Consider the following 19,200-nt stretch of genomic DNA (forward strand, 5'->3'; position numbering starts at 1 on the left):
AGGTCGCGTGCACCCGGCTCAAGCGCCGAGTTGCTGGTCAATGAAGGCGAAGAGTTCGTCGTCCGAAGACGGCGTGAAGCCGGGCCCGTCGAGGCTCTCGGCGAGTTTTCGCAGGCGTGCGCCCGCCTTGGCGTGCTCGTCACCGCCGGGGTCGAGACGGCCGAGCGCGGCTTCCAGCCCGTCGAGCAGGCCGTCCAGGTCGTCTTCGGTGCCTGCCAGTTCCTGCCAGAGGTAGGCGGCGAGGGCCTGCGGGGTCGGATGGTCGAAGACGAGCGTCGCGGGCACGGCGAGGCCGGTCGCCGCGTCGAGGCGGTTGCGCAACTCGACCGCGGTGAGCGAGTCGAACCCGAGTTCGGTGAACGCGCGGTCCGGTCCGATCGCCGACGTGTCCGGGTGGCCGAGCACGCGGGCCACGGTCTCGCGGGCGACTTTCAGCAGCAGCCGTCGCTGCTCGGGCTCGATCAGCCCGGTCAGCCGCGACCGCAGATCCGCCACCGGTGCTTCGGCCGTCGCGGTTTCCGGTCGCGGCAGTTCGGCGAGCATCGGCGCGGCACGGAAGTCCTCGAAGAACGACGGCCAGTCGAAGTCGGCGACGGTGACGCAGGTGTCGTCCGCGGCGATCGCCCGCACGAACTCCTCCGCCGCCGCTTCCGGCGTCATCGGGCGCAAACCCTTGCGGCGGACGGCGTCGTCGACGGCCTCGGCCATGCCGCCCTCGGCCCACGGGCCCCAGGCGATCGACACCGCCTTGACCCCTTCGGTCCGCCACTGGGTCGCGAGCGCGTCGAGTTCCGCGTTCGCGGCGGCGTAGGCGGCCTGGCCCCCGTTGCCGAGCACCCCGGCGATGGAGGAGAACAGGACCAGCGCGTCGAGGTCTTTCGTGAGTTCACGCAGGTGCCGCGCGGCGGTCACCTTCGGCCGGGCGACGGCTTCGAATCGCTCCGGCGTGGTGTCGTCGAGCAGGGCGTCGTCGAGGACGCCGGCGGTGTGCACGACCACGCGCAGGTCTTCCAGGCCGGTGACCACTGTGGACAGTGCTTCCCGGTCCGCGGCGTCGCAGGCGTGGATACTGACGCGGGCGCCGAGGCCCTCCAGCCGTTCGCGCAGTTCCGCCGCGCCAGGCGCGTCCTCGCCGCGCCGCGAAAGGAGCGCCACGTGTTCCGTCCCGGCGTGGATGAGCCGTTCGGCCACGAGCGCGCCGAGCGCGCCGGTGCCGCCGGTGATCAGCGCGGTGCCGGACGTGGTCCACGGAGTGGCAGGCGCAGGGGCGGCGGGAACGAACCGGCGGGCGAAGATCCCGTCCTCGCGGATCGCGACCTCGTCCTCCGGACCGCCGAGCACGTCCTTGAGGCGGGCGGCGGCTGTCTCTTCGGACAGGATCACGCAGCCGCCCCAGCGGCGGGGCTGCTCGATCGCGGCGACCCGCGCGACCGCGGCGACGCCGGGATCGCCGGTGGCGCACCAGATCTTCGCCGGGGTGTCCCGCAGGAGGGCGGCGAGCGCGGCCCCGTCCGCCGGGAAGGCCAGGACGGGCCCGTTCTCCGGGATCTCAGTCACCAGGGGTGCGTCGAGTGCCTTCGCGGTGGCTTCGGCCCAGGCGTTGGTTTCCGGGGCGTAAACGGTCCAGGTTTCCTGTGATGCCATGGGTTCGATCGGGCGCCACACGACTTCGTAACGGCGGGCCGGGGGCGTGCTCCGGTCGGCGGCGCCGAGCCAGAAACGGTCCCGCCGGAAGGGATACGTCGGCAAGTCGACACGAGCACCCCCGCCGAGGATCCCGGCCCAGTCGAGCCGGACCCCGGCGGTGAACAGCCTCGCACGGGCCAGGTCGGCGGCGGCCGCCTCGTCGCGATCCTTCCGTTGCGTGGCGATGAAGGTCCCGTCGGCGACACAATCCGCGCCGAGCGCGGTCAGGGAGGCGTCCGGCCCGATCTCGACGAAGCGCCGGACACCGCGCGCGTGCAGGGCAGCGACGCCGTCTGCGAACCGGACGGGCTCGCGCACCTGCCGCACCCAGTACTTCGGGTCACCGACATCACCACCGTCACCGGCGATGACCGGGATCCGGGGCTCGGCGTACGTCACGCTCTCGGCGACCTCACGGAAGTCGTCGAGCATCCCGTCCATCATCGCGGAATGGAAGGCGTGACTGACCGAGAGCCGTTTGGTGCGGCGTCCCGTGAATGTCTCCAGGACAGCGGCGACGGCGGCTTCCTCACCGGAGAGCACGACGGACGAAGGACCGTTGATCGCGGCGATGCTGACGCCGTCGGGCAGGTCCAGTTCCGCTTCGGTGGCCTGCACCGCGACCATCACGCCGCCCGAGGGCTGCGCCTGCATCAACCGGCCGCGGGCGGCGACCAGGCGGGCGGCGTCGTCGAGCGACCATACGCCTGCCACGTGCGCCGCGGCGAGCTCGCCGATCGAATGCCCGAGCAGGAAATCCGGTTCGGCACCCCAGGACCGCACCAGCTCCGCCATCGCGACCTCGAAGGCGAACAACGCGGGCTGCGCGACGTCGGTCCGATCGATGCGGTTCTGGTCTTCGCAGGCGAGGATCTCGGCGAGCTTGAATCCGGTGTGCGCGTCGAGCCGTTCCGCGACACGTTCGAAAGCCTCGCCGAAGACGGGGAACGCCGTGGCGAGCGCGGTGCCCATCGCGAGCCGCTGCGCCCCTTGACCGGTGCACAGGAACGCCAGTTTGCCGCTGCCCGCGCGGCCAGTGACGACGCCGGGCGCGGACTCGCCGCGGGCCAGTGCGCCGAGTCCGGCGAGGAGTTCTTCTTCGTCGGCGCCGGTGACGACCGCGCGATACGGCAGCGGCGCCCGGCCGGTGGCCAGCGACCAGGCGATGTCGGCGGGGTCGCCGCCGGTCTGGAGCAGCCGGTCCGCCAGCTCGGGAAGGGCGGCCTCGCTGCGAGCCGAGAGCACCCAGGGGACTCGGCCTCGCGCGTGATGCCCGGCGGGGGCCGCTTCCGGGGCTTGCCGGAGGACGACGTGCGAGTTGGTGCCGCTGATCCCGAACGACGACACCGCCGCCGCGCGCGGGCGGCCGGTCACGGGCCAGGGCCGGTGTTCGGTGAGGAGTTCGACGGCGCCGGAATCCCAGGCTACGTGCGGGGACGGCTCTTCGGCGTGCAGCGTGCGCGGCAGTTCGCCGCGGCGCATCGCCTCGACCATCTTGATGATCCCGGCGACCCCGGCCGCGGCCTGGGTGTGCCCGATGTTCGACTTGACCGAGCCGAGCCACAGCGGGGTTTCCCGGTCGCGGCCGTACGTGGCGAGCAAGGTGTCGGCCTCGATCGGGTCGCCGAGTTTCGTGCCCGTGCCGTGCGCCTCGACGACGTCGATGTCCGAAGTGGACAGTCCAGCACTCGCCAGCGCGGCACGGATCACGCGTTGCTGCGACGGCCCGTTCGGCGCGGTGAGCCCATTGGAGGCGCCGTCGGAGTTGACCGCGGAACCCTGGACGACGGCGAGCACCCGGTGTCCGTTCCGGACGGCGTCGGACAGCTTCTCCAGCACCAGGACACCGGCGCCCTCGCCCCAGCCGGTGCCGTCGGCGCCCGCGCCGAACGACTTGCAGCGCCCGTCCGCGGCGAGCCCGCGCTGACGCGAGAACTCGACGAAGGTGTCCGGGACGGCCATCACGGTCGCGCCACCGGCGAGGGCGAGCGAGCACTCCCCCGCGCGCAGCGCCTGCGCGGCCAGGTGGACGGCCACCAGCGACGACGAACAAGCGGTGTCGACCGACACGGCCGGCCCCTCGAAACCGAAGGTGTACGCGACACGGCCGGACAGCACACTGCCCGCCGTGCCGGTGCCGAGGAAACCCTCGACGCCCTCGGGCAGCTCGGTGACACCGGTTCCGTAGTCGTGGTACATGATCCCGGCGAACACGCCGGTCGCGCTGCCCTTCAACGCCGAAGCGTCGAGCCCGGCGCGCTCGATCGCTTCCCAGCTGATCTGCAGCAGGAGCCGCTGCTGCGGGTCCATCGCGAGCGCCTCACGCGGGGAGATACCGAAGAACTCGGGGTCGAATTCGGCGGCCTCGTGGAGGAATCCGCCTTCACGCGCGTACGACGTGCCAGGATGATCGGGGTCGGGATGGAACAGCTCGGCGAGGTTCCAGCCGCGGTCCTCGGGGAACCCCGAGACCGCGTCGCGGCCGGCGGCCACCAGATCCCACAGCGCCTCGGGCGAGTCGGCCCCGCCGGGGTAGCGGCATCCCATGCCGATGATCGCGACCGGCTCTCGCGCGGCTTCGGCGAGTTCGCGGTTGCGCGCGGCCAGCCTGCTGTTCTCCTTGACCGACTCCCGCAGCGCGGTCACCAGTTCTTCGGGTGTCGCCATCAGATTCTCCGGACCGGACGAGACGGACGCAGCTCGGGCATGGCCTCATCCTGGGCGCGGGCGCCGCTCCCCCTCGGCGCTGTTCGCCACCCTGGCCCCATTCGCCGGTAACCGGAGGCCCACCTGCGTCCGCGACGGCGATCGACGCATGTGTCGTCCGACCAGGCACGCGCCCCCTGTCGAGATGGTCATGAGTGGCGATTCGGGTTACGGAGAGACGTCCCCGTTCGGTTGAGCTGGGCGATCACGCGAGTTACGCCCTCACTCACCTTGGGTCAGACACAGAGAACTGCCTCTACCCGCTCACGAGGCCCTTTCGCAGTATCCGAGGCCGATGAGCGAGTGACCTGGCTCTGCGATCGGTTTGTTCATGTGCTCGAGGTTCACCTGGGTGTGGGCATGCCGAGGGGCCCGTCGCCGGTGGTGGCGGGCTCCCTCGGGGGTTCAGCGGTGGTTACGGCGAGGCTTTTGTAGCGGGTCCAGGCCGCCCGTCGGTGGCGATGTGGACTTTCCAGCCGGATTGGCCGTGGATGACCATGTGGTAGCGGTAGAGGTTGGCCAGGTCGGTGTCCCCGCGGGAGTATGTGATGGGGTTCGCGGTGTTTGGGTTTGCGGTGGCTTCCGGGGAAGGCGCAGCCGTGATCCCGAAGGTTCAAAGCCCGGCGTTGCGCGAGGGTGCCGGTGCGGGCGATGTCGAGCGGTTCGCTCTCCGACCCGAGCACCCAGGAATGATCTTGGCGTCGCAGGCCAGCATCCGGGCATGACGGGCGGTGATCTGCGAGACCTCATCCACACACGCGGATCCCAGTCCCGACGTCAGGTGTGCAGAGGAATGGTGACCACGTTTGGTGGTCTGGTCTCCGTGAGGGTGGGGCTTGGGGTTTTGAGTCCGGCTTTGCGGTGGGGTGGGCACTTGCGTCGATGAGGGGGCCTTCGCGCGGCTTCGCTGTGGCTGCTGATGTCTCCGTGCCCTGGGCATGCCGAGGGGCCCGTCGCCGGTGATGGTGGCGGGCTCCCTGGGGTTTCAGCGGTGGTTACGGCGAGGTGTCTGTAGCGGGTCCAAATACTGTGGCGGGATGAATTCGGGCCTGCCGTCGGTGGCCATGCGGACTGTCCAGCCGGATTGCCCGTGGATGACCATGTGGTGATAGCGGCACAGCAGGCACAGATTGCCAAGGTCGGTATCGCCGAGATGACCCCACGGAAGAATGTGGTGGGCCTCGCAGTGTTTGGGTTTGCGATGACAGCCGGGGAAAGCGCAGCCGTGGTCGCGGAGGTTCAGGGCCCGGCGTTGTGCTGGGGTGACGGTGCGGGCGGCGCGGCCGATGTCGAGTGGTTCGCTCTCTGATCCGAGGATGGCGGGGATGATTTTGGCGTCGCAGGCGAGTAGGCGGGCGTGGCGTGCGGTGATTTGGGTGACCTCGTCCACGCACGCCCACCCCAAGCCTGACGTCAGAGTGTCCAGGGGGATGGTGACTACGATCGTGGTCCGGTCTCCGGACAACGTCGGCGCCTTCTCATTGGTCATCGCGTAGTGGATGGCGTCGAAGAGTGCGTCGCCGTGGCGTTCGCCGGGGTGCGGGGGTCGCGGTTGCCGTCCTCGTCGACGGGTCTTCGCTGTCCCCAGGTCTCGAACAAGGCGTTCGCGCGAGCCCCGAATTCGGGGTCGAGAAGGCCGTTGAGCCGCCACCAGCCATCGTCACGTTTCCGCAGATGCACCTCGCGGGAGGGCGGTGTCAGGTCTTCGTCCTTGGGTTCGTTGCCATCCGGGTCGAGGTGGGCCAGCAGTTCAGCCCCGCCGTTGATGATCTGCTGCGGACCGGCGTTGCGGGCGAGGTTGACCAGGATCTGTTCCGCCCCTGACCGGTCTTCGGCTGACACCTCGGCCGGGATCTTCTTGAGTACCGCCAGGAGAGGGTCGAGTTGCTGGTGGCCAAGGTCGCCCTCGGCCGCAGCCGCACCCGCGAGCGGAGCGAAAGCCGGGGCGGGGGTGCCGTCCAGATTCCGGCCCTCGTTCAAGGCGATCGCTCGTGCCACAGTGGCACCTGCTTCTTTGGGGCTGATGCGGGCGGTTTCGGCGAACCAGCCCGCCGTCGAACCATGCCCGAACAACTCCATCGGACCACGGGACTCGATCTCCACCAGAAACTGCCCGACCTCCGCCAGCGCTTGGCGTGCCAACGACATGCGCTCGACTACGCCGTGCGCGAGTTCGCGCGCACCGGCACGCCACAGCTCGTGTGGCGGTTCGAGGATTCGCTGACTGGACACCCCACAAGAATACCAACAATCGAACAAGTGTGCGAATGTGAAACGGTTTCCCGAAAGGGGATTGAAGATATTTCGCATTGTGCCGACAGGGGGTAGTTGGCATCTACCGGAGGCAGTTGGCGCAGTCACGATCACTAGGACGCTCAACCATCGAGACGATGGCGTGCGCCGTGGAGCGTGCGGCTGATCGTTCGTTGCAACCGCCGCAGGATCTTGATCGTCTGCTCGTCCGAGAAGCCTGTCGTGATCGACCAATCAAGGCCAGATCCGAACACGTCACTGGCGAACACGATTTCTGTAGCCGTCACCACTCGTCGCCAGTCCTGAGGACTCAACGGCTCGCCGGCAGCCAGTGCTGCCCGAAGCCGACCCCCGTCTTCCAAAAGACCCGCCACGCTCCTGAAACCCATCGCCACCGCGAGCGCTTCAGTGCAGCTCGCGGGCCCACCCCACTCAGCCAACCCACGACGCAGCACCTCGCGCTCGTCGTCGGCCAACTCGACTGACACCAACTCTTCACTATCCACCGACGAATCATGGCCGTGCTATCAAGAGCCGACCGTCGAGGGCCTGCGACGGGGCCGCAGCCCGCCGACAGACAGCAACATGCATCGCGAGATGTGGCCCAGCGGTTGTACACGACGCTCACCGGCCACCTGGCGCTCACGGTCACAGGTCAGCGTTCAACGGAGCGCGGCGCGTCGGAGCTTCGTGCCAACTATCGCCTGTCGTCACATCGCATTCAATGAATAGGCACAGATGGCGTGGTGGACTGGGTGAAATTGAAGACATTTCACTGTGCCGACAGGCGCCAATTGGCATCTCCCAGCGCGATGGCACAGCCATCCGGCAGTTGCCAATGTCGTTGCGGCGCGGTGTCGTTGCAAGAACACGTTCTCAGTAGCTTGGAGCGACGGCAGCGCAGACCAAGGCTTATCACAGCGATCCGGCCCGTCGCGGTTCTCTGCGGATAGTGTTGTAGGAGTGGCGGTCAATCCCGATGCCGGTCTTCGGCGGGAGCAGCAGCGGTGGACATGGACACATCCGGTCGGCCCACGCTGGCTGCTCTGTGGTGACATCGGCCTCGGTGATTCCCACGACGACGTCCCGCTGGCGCTGTGCGCGGACATCGAGGGACTGTTCGTCGACGCTCCCGCGGACGGGATGGCAGCACTGGTGCCGGAAATCAGGCTCCTCGGTTGCCGGCCGGAACCGGCGTTGCGGGCCGCACTCGGCGCGCTGGGACAGTCCTCCAAGGCCGGCCTGCGCCGCCGCCGGATCCGCGGCGAGGTCCACGCCGTCGCCACCGATGGTTCCGCCGGCCTGGTGATCGGGGCCGTGGTGTCCGGAACAGTCAGCGCAGCCATTCCGTCGCGGCTCGGCACCGGGCTCCTGGACGTGACCGTCGATCTGGACGCGAGGGAGCCGTTGCCGACGGGAATCCTCGACATCCTGGAGCATTGGCGCACCGGACGGCCGTCCCAGCGGAACCTGTGGGCCGGCTACGGCAGAGATCTGCGGCACCGGTGGGCCGGGGTGGCGCTCGGACACAAATCGAGCGCACCTGACGGGCCACCCGGCACCGCCTACGATCTCGACGGCCGGTTCGTGACCGATATCGAGGGGTTCTACTGCGCGATCGGCGAGGCGATCAACGGCCCAGGCGGGTACTTCGGCTGGAACCTCGACGCGCTGGAGGACTGCCTCCGTGGAGATTTCGGCGCACAGACCCCGTTTCGTCTGGTGTGGCACGACTCGGCCGTCGCCCGCGTCCACCTCGTCGCCGACGACGACCGGCGCCGACCGACCCTCGAATACCTTGTGGACATGCTCACGACGCACCGGATAGAGATCGACCTGCGCTGACCGTGCGCCTGTCACAGCCGCATCTCGATGACCCGCTGACGCGGGAAGTCTTGATGTTGTCGGGTGGCGGCCATCGCTACTGGGCGCGAACGGTTTCACGGTCCGGGCTGGTCGCCGACGGTGCGGTGCGGGGCCAGATCCAGGCGTACCGCAGGATGAGGGCGAGAACGACGAATTCCAGCGCGACGCCGAGGCCGTAGAAGTACGTCCAGGACCCGCCCACCACGTTGAACGCCGCGAAGGGGACCTGGACCGAGGCCACGATGAGGTTCGTGGTGCGGTTCGCACGGGCGGGCAGGGTCATCGACAGCACGACCATGAGGATCGGGATCGCCATGAGCGTGAGGAAGACGGTGAACAACGTCTGGCTGATGTCGAACTCGAAGACGATGCCCGCCTCGATGTCTTTGATGACGCCGGGTTTGAAGAAGGCGAGAATGTCTACATAGGCGTAGAGGAGCACAAGGGTCGTCCACGCCGCGGCGAGCTTGGCTCTCATCGGGATCCGCTGCTCGTCCAGTGCGGTCGTGGTGGGTTGACGTGTTCTCATCGTGGGCTCCCTTGTCGTGGTGAGGACCGGTGGGCCAACGATCGCCGAGCCCGGCGGCGGGCACATCGTCGTCGAGGCCGGACCCGCCCCGGCCGTGGGGAGGAGCGGCGTCTCGTTCTTTCGGTCGGTCCCCGACGCCTCGGCGGTCCCTAGGCTGGGTGCGTGACCACCAACGCCCTGCGCTCGCTGTGGGCCGAGCCGCGCGCCACGGACGCTCCCGAACGGATGTCGCGCGACTGGGTTCTGGTCGGGGCGTTGATGGTGACGGCGCTGTTCGAGGGAGTCCTCCGGGACGACGTCGCCTGGCGGCCGTTCGCGACGATCGTGGCGGTCGGACTCGCGCCGGTGCTGCTGTGGCGGCGTACCCACCCGTTGGCCTGTGTCGTGGTGGCCTTCGGCACCGCGCTGGCGTTGGGACTGGCGAGCCTGCTGGGCGGCGCCCCGAGCGTGGGCCTCGACACGATGATCTACGTCCTGGTGCTCGTCTACGCGCTGGTCCGCTGGGGCTCAGGGCGCGAGATCGTGACCGGGCTGGCGGTGGTGGCGGTCGCCGCGGGAATCGGCATGGTCCCCGACTACATCGGGCCGACCGAGGTCACCGGCGGGTTCGCCATCCTGGCCGCGGCGGCGGCGGGCGGAGCGGCGGTCCGCTACCGCGCCGAGAGCCGGCGCCGGGAGTGGGACCAGATCCGCGGCCAGGAGCGGGTCGGTCTCGCGCGCGAGTTGCACGACATCGTCGCCCACCACGTCTCGGCGATCGCGGTGCAGGCTCAGGCGGGCCGGGCGATGGCAGGCCGGCGACCTGAGGCGGCACTCGAGGTGCTGGTGGCGATCGAAGGGGAAGCGTCGCGGACGCTCGCGGAGATGCGGGCGATGGTCGGTGTGCTGCGCGACGGAGCGCCGGCGGGGTACGCCCCCCAGCCCGGCGTTGCCGACCTGGTGTCCCTCGCCAGACGCGCCCCGGTCCCGGTCGTCGACGTGGAGTTGCCTGATGACCTGGACGAACTTCCGCCCCAGATCGACGCGGCGGTCTACCGGCTGGCGCAGGAGGCGCTGACCAACGCCCTGCGACACGCCCGCAACGCCTCGCGTGTGGAGATCCGGGTCGTGGACGGCGCGGGAACGCTGCGACTACGCGTGACCGACGACGGACAGGTCGACCCGGCACGGTCGGCGAACCACGGCTTCGGGCTGCTGGGGATGACCGAGCGTGCGCAGCTGCTCGGCGGCACGCTGCGTGCCGGGCCGGCGCCCGAGGGCGGGTGGACGGTCGACGCCGAACTGCCGATCAAGGTGCGCCGATGACGGTGCGCGTGCTGGTGGCCGACGACCAGGATCTGGTGCGCACCGGCCTGTCGATGATCCTTGACGCGCAGCCCGGCATCGAGGTCGTCGGCCAGGCCGCCGACGGCCACGCCGCCGTCGAGCTGGCGCATCGGCTCCGCCCCGACGTGTGCCTGGTCGACATCCAGATGCCGGGGCTCGACGGCATCGAGGTGACCAAGCTCCTCGCCGGACGGGGTGTCCCGGATCCGATCGCAGTGGTCGTGATCACGACATTCGACCTCGATGAGTACGTTCATGGTGCGCTCCGGGCCGGCGCCCGAGGCTTTCTGCTCAAGGACGCCGGGACGGAGCTGCTCGTCCAGGCCGTCCATGCCGCCGCCGTCGGCGATGCCCTGATCGCGCCGAACATCACCCGGCGGCTGCTGGCCACGCTCGCCGGCCGGGAACCGTCGAGCCGGCGGACCCAACCGATCGAGCCGCTCACCGAACGCGAAGAGGAGGTGCTGACGCTGGTCGCCCGCGGCCGCACGAACGCAGAGATCGCCGCCGAGCTGTACATCGGCTTGACGACCGCCAAGACTCACGTCGCCAGCCTGCTGACCAAAATCGGCGCCCGGAACAGGGTCGAGATCGCGATGTGGGCGTACGACACCGGCCGGGTGGGAGACTGAACCGAACCTGCCTCGCACAGACCGCGGCAGTCCACCTGTTCGTCAGGGCGCTGCGTCATAGCGGCCTGCGGGTCAACTACGAACGGGCTTGCCCTCCTGGCATGAAATCCGGTGTCCGGTCTTCGGGGGACAACTTCAGAGCGCCTCCAGCGCATGACATGTGAACCCAGTTGGCCGATCGCGCCGCGAGATCGATTACCGGGTCGACGTCCATGACACATCACTATGCTCATCGGATGGAATTCACCGTCGACCAGCTTGTCGGCTACGGCGACCGAGACCTTGACGCCGACCTGGCCCGCTGGTTCCCGGACCGGCCGACGATCCGGATCACTGAGCCGATCCGGCCGATCGAGCCGTTCCTCGCCCGGCTACCGCAGGACGCCGCCGCGGCGCTCGCGGCGTTCGACCGCAGAGTCAGGTCAGGGACGCTGCCGTGGGTCGTCGACGTGACCGACGACTCCTACGGGTTCGACTTCGCCGGCAACGACTGCCAGATCCTCGACTCCGACTACGAGACAGCCCTCTCCGACGACGACGTGTGGTCCATCGCCTCCGACGGCGGCGGAAACCTCTACGTCGTGCTGACCAACGGCCGCGTCGCCGTCTGGTTCCACGAGGAGGAGGTGATCGAGGCGAACACCCAGTTCGACAACCTCGATGTCTTCCTCTACTCGATCGTGCGCTACCAAGCCGTTCGGGCACAAGCACTGGATCGCGCCGCCGTCGAGGCCGACTTTCATGCCCTCGCCCAGCCCGGCGCACTGGAACCAGAAGTGGGTCTCCTCGCGTACCTGCGCTAGCGCTCGACGCCCTGGTTCGTGCACCAACGGCGCACTGCCGCACCACCGAGGCCTGGTAGGCGACGCCACCGCGATAGCGGACCATGCCACCGTTCCCGAGTACGGAGGATTGGGTGTGCTTTGCCGAATCCGGCGCACCTACGTCGCGGCCCGCCTGTGGCGTCGGCATCGCGGTGCGGATGGATCCGCGTGCTTCATGTGGCCGGATCGGCGTCTTCACGCCGCCATCGCCGATGCGTCGAGGTAGACGTAGCCCATGACGCGGACGCAGCGGCCGACAGCCGTTAAGTGCTCAAGCAGGCTCGCGGAGGACAAGTCTCGAATTCGGCTGCCTGCTCGACGATTTCGATCTCCCATGGGTCGGTCTCGTGATCAGGCCGATCGAGAGAGTAACCGTAGGGAAGGCCGTCGGCCGAGTACCGGTAACGCGGGTCGCCGACGTTGCGGACCAGTCCCAACGTCCGCTCTTGCCGATGTGCAAGCGGCAAACCGTGGTCGATCGGAGCACGGCAACCGGCCGACTCCGCGAATCTTGTCGGTGTCGTCTGCGAGGATGCCGATCTTGACTATTGGCCCGCACCGGAAGGAAATCCACCCGTGACCACTTATCTGCTTGTACCCGGCGCCTGGCACGGCGGCTGGTGGTACGACCCCGTAGTCCCCGCTCTCGAGGAGGCCGGGCACACCGTCATCGCGCTCACTCCCTTGGGCCTGGATCCGGACGCGAACCCGCCACAACAGGTGATCACCCTGGACGACCATGTGCACCAGGCCATCCAGGCACTGCGGGCAGTTCCGGCGGAGGTGGACGGCAAGCGCGATGCAGTCCTCGTCGGTCATAGCTACGGTGGAAGCATCATCAGCGGTGTCGCGGACGCCGAATGCGACCGAATCCGAGCACTGGTCTATCTGGACGCTCTGATGCCCGAAAATGGGGATTCCAGCTGGTCGATGACCAACGACGAGGAACATGCCTGGTACGTCGACGGGTCGGCCCGTACCGGAGCTTTCGTTGACCCCTTGCCGTTTTTCGATAGGCGTGCACGCCCGCACCCGCTGGCCACACTGATGCAAGCCTCAAAACTCACGGGGGCATGGCGCCGCGTACCCATCAAGCACTATGTCGAAGCAACAGCGTGGCCTGGCGAATCACCGCTCGCGGCGGTGACGGCGAAAGCACGCGCCGACGAACAGGTCACTGTGCATGCATGGGACACCACACACAACTTCATGCACAACGCTTCAGAGCTGGTCCTGAAGCTCATCATCGACCTCTAACCGGGGACCCTCCGCGCAGGTACCGCGGCCCTCGGTGCACACCACATGCGGGATGCGGTCCCCGAGGGCTTGGTGAGGTCGGATAACCGGCCGGTCAGCTCACGGTCGGGTGTCCCGCCGACCAAGTGCCACCGAACGTCCCCTTCTGTCGCTGAGCGAGCATGGCCGCGGCTGAATGTGGTGGACCGGGTGCGTGATCGCGTGCTCGAATGTGTGCGTGATCAAGGGTTGGGCCGGCCGAGGTCGGTGGGCGAAGGCGGCATCAGGAGCGATCCGCGCTCGTCACCACGCGCACCTCACGGCGCCTGAGACAGGGGATCTGCTGGTCTCCGCATCAGTCGGCCCGGCAGGCGAGGTCGTGGGCCTGTGGGCAGCAGCGGATGACCTGCCGGATCTCACCTCGCGGACGACGAAACCAGGCGGCGCCACGTTTCCCGGCACCCGGACGTCGCGGCCCGTCGCGGCACGCGTGACCGTGCACGCGCCGGATATCGCAGTCACTGCACGGATCCCGGCGCTGTCGGCCACGTACGCCTCCGTGCAGCCTCTGCCGGACGGGCAGGTGCTTGTCGTCAGTCCCAGGTGCCGGTGGCGGCCGGAGGGGCCGGAACGCAACGCGACCGTGTACGACTTCACCGGGGCGGTCCTGCTCGAAGGGACTCTCGGCGACGGCATCGGACACGTGCGGACCACCGGACGAGGCGAGATCTGGGTGGGCTACTTCGACGAAGGCGTCTACGGCAACTTCGGCTGGGGCGAAACAGAAAGCCCCCCGCCCTTGGGCGCGAGCGGGCTGACACGCTTCTCCGCCGCGATGACCTCGGAGTGGCACTTTCCGGCACACGGCGAGAACGACTGGAGCCCGATCGACGACTGCTATGCCCTCAATGTCGACGGGGACACGGTGTGGGCCTGCTATTACTCCGACTTCCCCATAGTCCGAATCCACAACGACACGGTGACTGCCTGGCACAACGACGTTCGCGGCGCCAAGGCCATCGCGGCGGACGGCTCCCGCATTGCGTTGTACGGCGGTTACGGGTCCGATCGTAACCGGCTTGTCGCAGGTGTCCTGAGCGGCGATCGCCTCCACGTCACCGGCGAGTACCGGCTTGTTCAGCCCGGTGGAGAACCCTTGCCCGCGGGAGTCCAGGTTGTCGGCAGAGGGCCGGACCTGCACATTCTCGTCGGTGACGAGTGGTTGAGGCTCGGCCTCGAAGACATCCCTCTCGAAAGGTCGCGCTGACCAGCTTGCGAACAAGCCCGCCGCCGACCCGGCATCCGGCCGACCGTCCTCTCATGCCGACGTGCGGACGTGCTATGCCGGATGCGTCGTGCTCGGATCCGTGACAGGTTTGTCTCCGTGCCGGACGATCATCACGCAGCGACATCGAACAAGCCGAAGCCGGATGTTCGGATCGTGCAGCTGACTGGCCCCACGTTCGACTCCCTCGCCCGCGGCGATCTGGCCGGAGCGACGGCGACCAGCCCGGTACCGCTGTCGACCTACCTGGCCGGATCGGGCCGGCGTGGGCTGTGGCAGAGGCGCAGCAGGCAGCTCGCGGCGGATCCTGACTCTGCGGCCTGGGTCACCGGCATCATCTGGGATCAGCAGCACCTGGTGGCCGTCGGAACAGCCGGCTACCACGGGCCTCCCGACATGGCGGGGATGGTGGAGATCGACTACGCCGTCGACCCGGCACACCGGCGACGCGGCTACGCGCGGGCGGCCCTGTAGCGAGGCCTCGAATCTCCGCTCATGCCGATGAGCGGACGTTGTCGCTGCTCCGTGATGGTTGAGGTCCCAGCGAGCCGGCTCTCAGCCCGCTTCAGCCGCGATACCGGTGGCCGGTGAACGCACGAACTCGGCAACCTGCTCGAGCGCGGCGGCGGCCTCCGGCAGAAACGACCAGAACAGGTGGAACACGTGCGTGCCCACCGGGTAGAGGTCGAACTGGACGTCGACGCCGTGCGCGGCGGCGTAGTCGACGAAACGGCGGGTCTCGTGCAGCACCGTGTCACTGGTTCCGGACTGCACCAGCAGCGGCGGCAGACCGGACAGGTCGGCCTCGAAGACGTTCAGCAACGGATCGGTATGCGGGTGTTCGCCGACGTACAGCGAAAGCCACCGCGCCACCGGTGTCCCGTCCGGCGGGTCCACGACGTTGACCGACGGGCACAGCAGCACCGCCCGCCCCGGCTGCGGCAAGCCTTCGCGGGCGAGCTTCACCATGAGCGACGCGGCCAGCCCGCCGCCGGCTGAGTCACCGCTGATGACCAGTTCGCTCGGGTCGGTGCCCTGATCGAGCAGCCACCGGTAGGCAAGGAAAGCGTCGTCCAGCGCGGCCGGGAACGGGTGCTCGGGCGCGAGCCGGTAGTCCGGCAGCACCACGGTGGCGCCGGTCGCCGCGGCCAGCGCGCCGGCGAGCGGCCGGTATCCGAACGCGGAGCCGGAGATGAATCCACCGCCGTGCAGGTGCAGCAGACGTGGCGGGCCGGCCGCGCCCGCCGACACGACCAGTGCGGACACACCGCCGGCCTGCACCGGCCGGACCCGCGTACCGTCCGGCACCGGGAACTGGGCGTTGAGGGCCTCGTAGGCCTCCCGCATCTGCGGTAAGCCGGGTTTGCCGTCCTCGGCGACCCCGTCCCACAGCTGCGCGACACGGGCTGCCACCTCGCCGCCGGCCGAGCGAGTCAGGGCGACCGCATCGTCGAGATCGGCCAGGAGCGGCACAGCGGTACCCAGCAGCGCCTCGCCGGCGAGCGTCAGCTCGACGCGGTGTGTCGAGCGCAGCAGAAGCGGACAGCCGATCAGCCGTTCCAGCGCCTGGATCTGACGGCTGAGCGCCGGTTGCGAGACGTACAGGCGGGCCGCCGCCCGGCCGAAGTTGAGCTCCGTGGCGACGGCGACGAACGCACGCAGGTGTTTGAGCTCGATCGCGTCAGTGGCGGGTAGCGGCCTCAAACCAGGCATGCCGCCGAGTATCTGCCTTCGGCGGTGTCCGTGTCATACCGGCCACGCACGTCGGTGATGCAAGATCGGCCTTTCCCGGACCCGCGGCCGACGTGGCAAGCTTGGTCGTGGCTGGAGGAACTGGTCAAGGACGCGCGGAGCTGCACCTGCGTGGTGGTGTGGCCCAGGTGTACTGGCCCGCTCGGCTCATCCCCCCACCGCCGCTGCTGGTGTGGTTCACCGACGGCAGTTCGCCGGCCGCGACACGGGTCATCGTGGTCTCGGCCGGGCCGCGGGACTTCCCGGACGCGCGGGAGGTCCTGGAGTGGTCGGCGGCCCACGCCGCCGAGCTGGGCGCGGATCCGGCCCGGCTGCTCGTCGGAGGGGACGGCATCGGAGCCGTCCTCGCCGCGAAGGCCGCCCGCTATGCCCGAAAGCACGGGTGGCCGCCCGTGCTCGAGGTCGGGCGGCCCCCACCTGCACTCGAAACCTTGGAAACAAAGGACAATCACATGCGCAAACTGGTGTCGAACTTGTTCGTTGCGCTCGACGGCGTCGTCGAAGCGCCCGACAAGTGGTCCCTCCCCTACTGGAGTGACGAGATCGCCGCGTCCGTCGACGCCGGCATGGCCGCCGCCGACACCATGCTCCTCGGCCGCGTCACCTACGAGGGCTTCGCGGCCGCCTGGCCCGAGCGCACCGTCGCAGACGACGAAGGCGCCGACTTCATGAACAGCGTCCGCAAGTACGTCCTCTCGACGACGCTGTCCGAGGTCACGTGGAGCAACTCGACGCTGCTGCCCGACGACCCCGCAGCGGCCATCCGCGAGCTGAAGGCGGAATCCGGCGGCGACATCATGACCAGCGGCAGCGGGACGACCGTCCGGTGGTTGCTGTCCGAAGGCCTCGTCGACGAGCTGAAGCTATTGCTGTACCCGGTCGTGGTCGGCACCGGCAAGCGCTTGTTCCCCGCAGAGGGCCCGAACTTCCCGCTCGCCTTGAAGACCACGACGGCCTTCGGCAATGGCGTCGTCCAGCTGACCTACGGCCAGATCTGAACAGGTTGAACGTCCGGCTCATGCCGTTGGTCGCTCGTCAGGAGGACCAGGCACGGCTCATGCCGGGCGCACGCGGTGCACCCGATCACCGCGGTACAGAGCGAATATTCGCTGTGGACCCGCGACGTCGAAGCGGTCACCCCGGTGATGGCCGAACTGGGGGTCGGGCTGGTGCCGTACTCGCCGCTGGGGCGGGGGTTCCTGACCGGCACCCTCGACCGCTCCACGTTGGGGGAGAAGGATTTCCGGCGTACCAACCCCCGTTTCGCCGGGGAGGCAGGCGAAGCCAACGAGAAGATCGCGCAGACCGTGCGCGAAGTGGCCGACCGGCTCGGTGCCGCCCCGGCCCAGGTGGCGCTGGCCTGGGTGTACGCCCGGACCGAGCGGCTCGGGGTGGCGGTGGCAAGCATTCCGGGCACCCGCAGCCCCGCCAGGCTGGAGCAGAACGCGGTCGCACTGGAGCTGGTCCTGGACGCCGAAGCGCTGGCCGCGCTTGACCCGTTGAGCCGCCTGGTGACGGGCGAGCGCTACACCCCCGCGCACACCGCCGAGGTCGCGCGGGGCTGAGCTCTGTGCTCGCCGGGCACGTCGTGGTCAGTTCGACGCGATCTGGTGGCCGTCGGGGAAGTCGGTGGAGCGGGACAGCTTCTCCCACTCGTGCAGATCCTTGTCGACCGCCGCGCGGCCTGCCGTGGCCAGTCGCAGCGCGTCCGATCCCAGGACCAGATGCACGGGCGGTTTCTCGGCTTCCAGGACCTTCAGGACGGCCTCGGCCGCTTTGGCCGGGTTGCCCAGCTGGTTGCCGCTGGCCGCTTGCCGGGCCGCGCGAATGGGTTCGAACAGCGTGTCGTAGTCCTGGATGGATCGTTGTGTGCGGACCATGGATCGGCCGGCCCAGTCGGTGCGGAACGAGCCCGGTTCAATGATCGTCACGTGCACGCCGAAGTCCGCGACCTCCTTGGCAACGGTCTCCAGCATGCCCTCCACGGCATACTTGCTGCCGCAGTAGTAGGCCAGTCCGGGCACGGTCATCAACCCGCCCATGGAGCTGACCGCGAACACGTGTCCCGCACGACGTTTGCGCATGAACGGCAGTACCGCCTGCACCGTCGCGGCCACACCGAACACGTTGACGGCGAACTGCGCCCGCAGCTCGGACAGCGGTGATTCCTCGAACACTCCCTCGTGTCCGTATCCGGCGTTCGCGATGAGCACGTCGATCGGCCCGACCTGAGCCTCGATCTCCCCCACGACGGAGAACACCGCGTCGTCGTCGGTGACATCCAGCCGACGCGCGTGCGCACGTCCCGGCGCGAGCGCTTCGAACGCCGCGACGTCCTCCGCCCGGCGGGCCGTGCCGACGACGGTGTGCCCGGCGTCGAGCGCCCCTTGGGCGAATGCCCGGCCGAGACCGCTGCTGACACCGGTGATCAGGAAAAGCATGGCTACCCTCCAGGTAGGACGCGGCACCAGATCTCGACCATCGTCTCGGTCACGCGATCAAGGCCGCCGGGTTGTGTCGACGCGTGGTAGAAGTTGCGTTCGGTCATCCAGCACAGGGCCTGGGCGAGCGCCGCCGCGCCGGTCGGGCCGTCCTCGTCGGGCAGGCCGGCCGCGACGAGGACACGAGTCATGGCCTCGGTGTTGTTGGCGATGGTGTCGCGCCACAGCTGGGCGATCTCGGGCACTTCGGGGCCGAACTCGACCGCCGCCCGCATCACGGGTCCGTGCTCACGCCAGGCGCGGGCCGTGTTCTCCACAGCCCGTCGCACGATGTCGTGCGCGGGCAGGCCGGGGTCAGCGGACCGATCGTCCATGTGCAACCGGGCGACGGTGCGGGCGACCAGTGCGGCGAGAACCTCCTGTTTCGACCCGAAGTAGAAGTACAGCGAGCCGCGGGAGATGCCCGCTCCCTTGGCGATCGACTCGACGGTCATCGGCTCGGTGTGTTCCCGTTCGAGCAGCATCTCGGCGGCGTCCAGGATCGCCTGTTCCCGTAGGTCGCCCTTGCTCGGGGTGTCCCGCCGTTTCGCTGCCACGACATCACTATGACACAGCGCAGAGGAAAATCGACACAGTGTCGAAAATATTCTGCGTGACGTAGAAG

At 68.8% G+C, this 19,200-nt stretch carries 15 protein-coding genes and 1 pseudogene; 9 read left to right on the forward strand and 7 right to left on the reverse strand.

From position 1 onward, the window contains the following. Positions 1–18: 18 nt before the first annotated feature. From AMYAL_RS0140705 to AMYAL_RS0140720, 3 genes and pseudogenes are all read right to left on the reverse strand, one after another. The gene (locus tag AMYAL_RS0140705; protein ID WP_425332245.1) at positions 19–4,332 is read right to left on the reverse strand and encodes a type I polyketide synthase; all 4,314 of its coding nucleotides are present in this window, start codon (positions 4,330–4,332) and stop codon (positions 19–21) included. A 1,045-nt stretch (positions 4,333–5,377) separates the two neighbouring features. Further along, positions 5,378–6,624, reverse strand: a pseudogene (locus AMYAL_RS47430) (HNH endonuclease signature motif containing protein). Positions 6,625–6,767: 143 nt separating this feature from the next. Then, positions 6,768–7,151, reverse strand: coding sequence for a hypothetical protein (locus tag AMYAL_RS0140720; protein ID WP_143267738.1), 384 nt, complete (start codon positions 7,149–7,151; stop codon positions 6,768–6,770). Between the two features lie 457 nt (positions 7,152–7,608). Here AMYAL_RS0140720 and AMYAL_RS0140725 point away from each other — a divergent pair, with 457 nt between their 5' ends. Beyond that, positions 7,609–8,490, forward strand: a complete 882-nt coding sequence (locus AMYAL_RS0140725; protein ID WP_020637071.1) for a barstar family protein — start codon at positions 7,609–7,611, stop codon at positions 8,488–8,490. Between the two features lie 76 nt (positions 8,491–8,566). On the opposite strand, the gene AMYAL_RS0140730 is transcribed toward AMYAL_RS0140725, so the two are convergent. Next, on the reverse strand, positions 8,567–9,040 hold the full coding sequence (locus AMYAL_RS0140730) for a DUF6326 family protein (RefSeq protein ID WP_020637072.1): 474 nt from the start codon (positions 9,038–9,040) through the stop codon (positions 8,567–8,569). Positions 9,041–9,202: 162 nt separating this feature from the next. On the opposite strand from AMYAL_RS0140730, the gene AMYAL_RS0140740 reads away from it, so the two are divergent. The 6 genes from AMYAL_RS0140740 to AMYAL_RS49700 all read left to right on the forward strand — a co-directional run bounded on the left by AMYAL_RS0140740 (position 9,203) and on the right by AMYAL_RS49700 (position 14,817). Next, positions 9,203–10,345: a sensor histidine kinase gene (locus AMYAL_RS0140740; protein ID WP_020637074.1), complete on the forward strand. Its 1,143-nt coding sequence runs from the start codon at positions 9,203–9,205 to the stop codon at positions 10,343–10,345. After that, a complete protein-coding gene (locus tag AMYAL_RS0140745; protein WP_020637075.1) occupies positions 10,342–10,998 on the forward strand; it encodes a response regulator in 657 nt (218 codons plus the stop codon). Before AMYAL_RS0140740 ends, AMYAL_RS0140745 begins: the two co-directional genes overlap by 4 nt. Before the next feature lie 236 nt (positions 10,999–11,234). Next, the gene (locus AMYAL_RS0140750; protein WP_020637076.1) at positions 11,235–11,801 is read left to right on the forward strand and encodes a hypothetical protein; all 567 of its coding nucleotides are present in this window, start codon (positions 11,235–11,237) and stop codon (positions 11,799–11,801) included. Positions 11,802–12,398: 597 nt separating this feature from the next. After that, complete coding sequence (locus AMYAL_RS0140760; RefSeq protein ID WP_020637078.1) at positions 12,399–13,079, forward strand: alpha/beta hydrolase; 681 nt, start codon at positions 12,399–12,401, stop codon at positions 13,077–13,079. A gap of 358 nt (positions 13,080–13,437) precedes the next feature. After that, positions 13,438–14,325: a hypothetical protein gene (locus AMYAL_RS48145; RefSeq protein WP_020637079.1), complete on the forward strand. Its 888-nt coding sequence runs from the start codon at positions 13,438–13,440 to the stop codon at positions 14,323–14,325. A 174-nt stretch (positions 14,326–14,499) separates the two neighbouring features. Beyond that, on the forward strand, positions 14,500–14,817 hold the full coding sequence (locus tag AMYAL_RS49700; protein WP_209447282.1) for a GNAT family N-acetyltransferase: 318 nt from the start codon (positions 14,500–14,502) through the stop codon (positions 14,815–14,817). Positions 14,818–14,898: 81 nt separating this feature from the next. Here AMYAL_RS49700 and AMYAL_RS0140775 read toward each other — a convergent pair whose 3' ends face one another. Continuing rightward, positions 14,899–16,056, reverse strand: coding sequence for an alpha/beta hydrolase fold domain-containing protein (locus AMYAL_RS0140775; protein WP_039794881.1), 1,158 nt, complete (start codon positions 16,054–16,056; stop codon positions 14,899–14,901). A gap of 167 nt (positions 16,057–16,223) precedes the next feature. Here AMYAL_RS0140775 and AMYAL_RS50240 point away from each other — a divergent pair, with 167 nt between their 5' ends. After that, positions 16,224–17,093: a dihydrofolate reductase family protein gene (locus AMYAL_RS50240; protein WP_143267740.1), complete on the forward strand. Its 870-nt coding sequence runs from the start codon at positions 16,224–16,226 to the stop codon at positions 17,091–17,093. Positions 17,094–17,168: 75 nt separating this feature from the next. Further along, positions 17,169–17,660: an aldo/keto reductase gene (locus tag AMYAL_RS47445; RefSeq protein ID WP_020637083.1), complete on the forward strand. Its 492-nt coding sequence runs from the start codon at positions 17,169–17,171 to the stop codon at positions 17,658–17,660. 27 nt (positions 17,661–17,687) lie between these two features. Here the strand turns inward: AMYAL_RS47445 and AMYAL_RS0140790 are convergent, their stop codons facing one another. Further along, on the reverse strand, positions 17,688–18,536 hold the full coding sequence (locus AMYAL_RS0140790; RefSeq protein ID WP_020637084.1) for an oxidoreductase: 849 nt from the start codon (positions 18,534–18,536) through the stop codon (positions 17,688–17,690). Positions 18,537–18,538: 2 nt separating this feature from the next. Further along, on the reverse strand, positions 18,539–19,132 hold the full coding sequence (locus tag AMYAL_RS0140795) for a TetR/AcrR family transcriptional regulator (RefSeq protein ID WP_020637085.1): 594 nt from the start codon (positions 19,130–19,132) through the stop codon (positions 18,539–18,541). Positions 19,133–19,200 lie beyond the last annotated feature (68 nt).

Origin of the sequence: Amycolatopsis alba DSM 44262, assembly GCF_000384215.1 — a bacterium.
Classification (GTDB): domain Bacteria; phylum Actinomycetota; class Actinomycetes; order Mycobacteriales; family Pseudonocardiaceae; genus Amycolatopsis; species Amycolatopsis alba.

Coding starts and splice junctions, on each gene's coding strand:
- AMYAL_RS0140730 (WP_020637072.1), bottom strand. CDS start 9,040: ATGAGAACACGTCAACCCACCACGACCGCACTGGACGAGCAGCGGATC.
- AMYAL_RS0140745 (WP_020637075.1), top strand. CDS start 10,342: ATGACGGTGCGCGTGCTGGTGGCCGACGACCAGGATCTGGTGCGCACC.
- AMYAL_RS0140750 (WP_020637076.1), top strand. CDS start 11,235: ATGGAATTCACCGTCGACCAGCTTGTCGGCTACGGCGACCGAGACCTT.
- AMYAL_RS0140775 (WP_039794881.1), bottom strand. CDS start 16,056: ATGCCTGGTTTGAGGCCGCTACCCGCCACTGACGCGATCGAGCTCAAA.
- AMYAL_RS0140790 (WP_020637084.1), bottom strand. CDS start 18,536: ATGCTTTTCCTGATCACCGGTGTCAGCAGCGGTCTCGGCCGGGCATTC.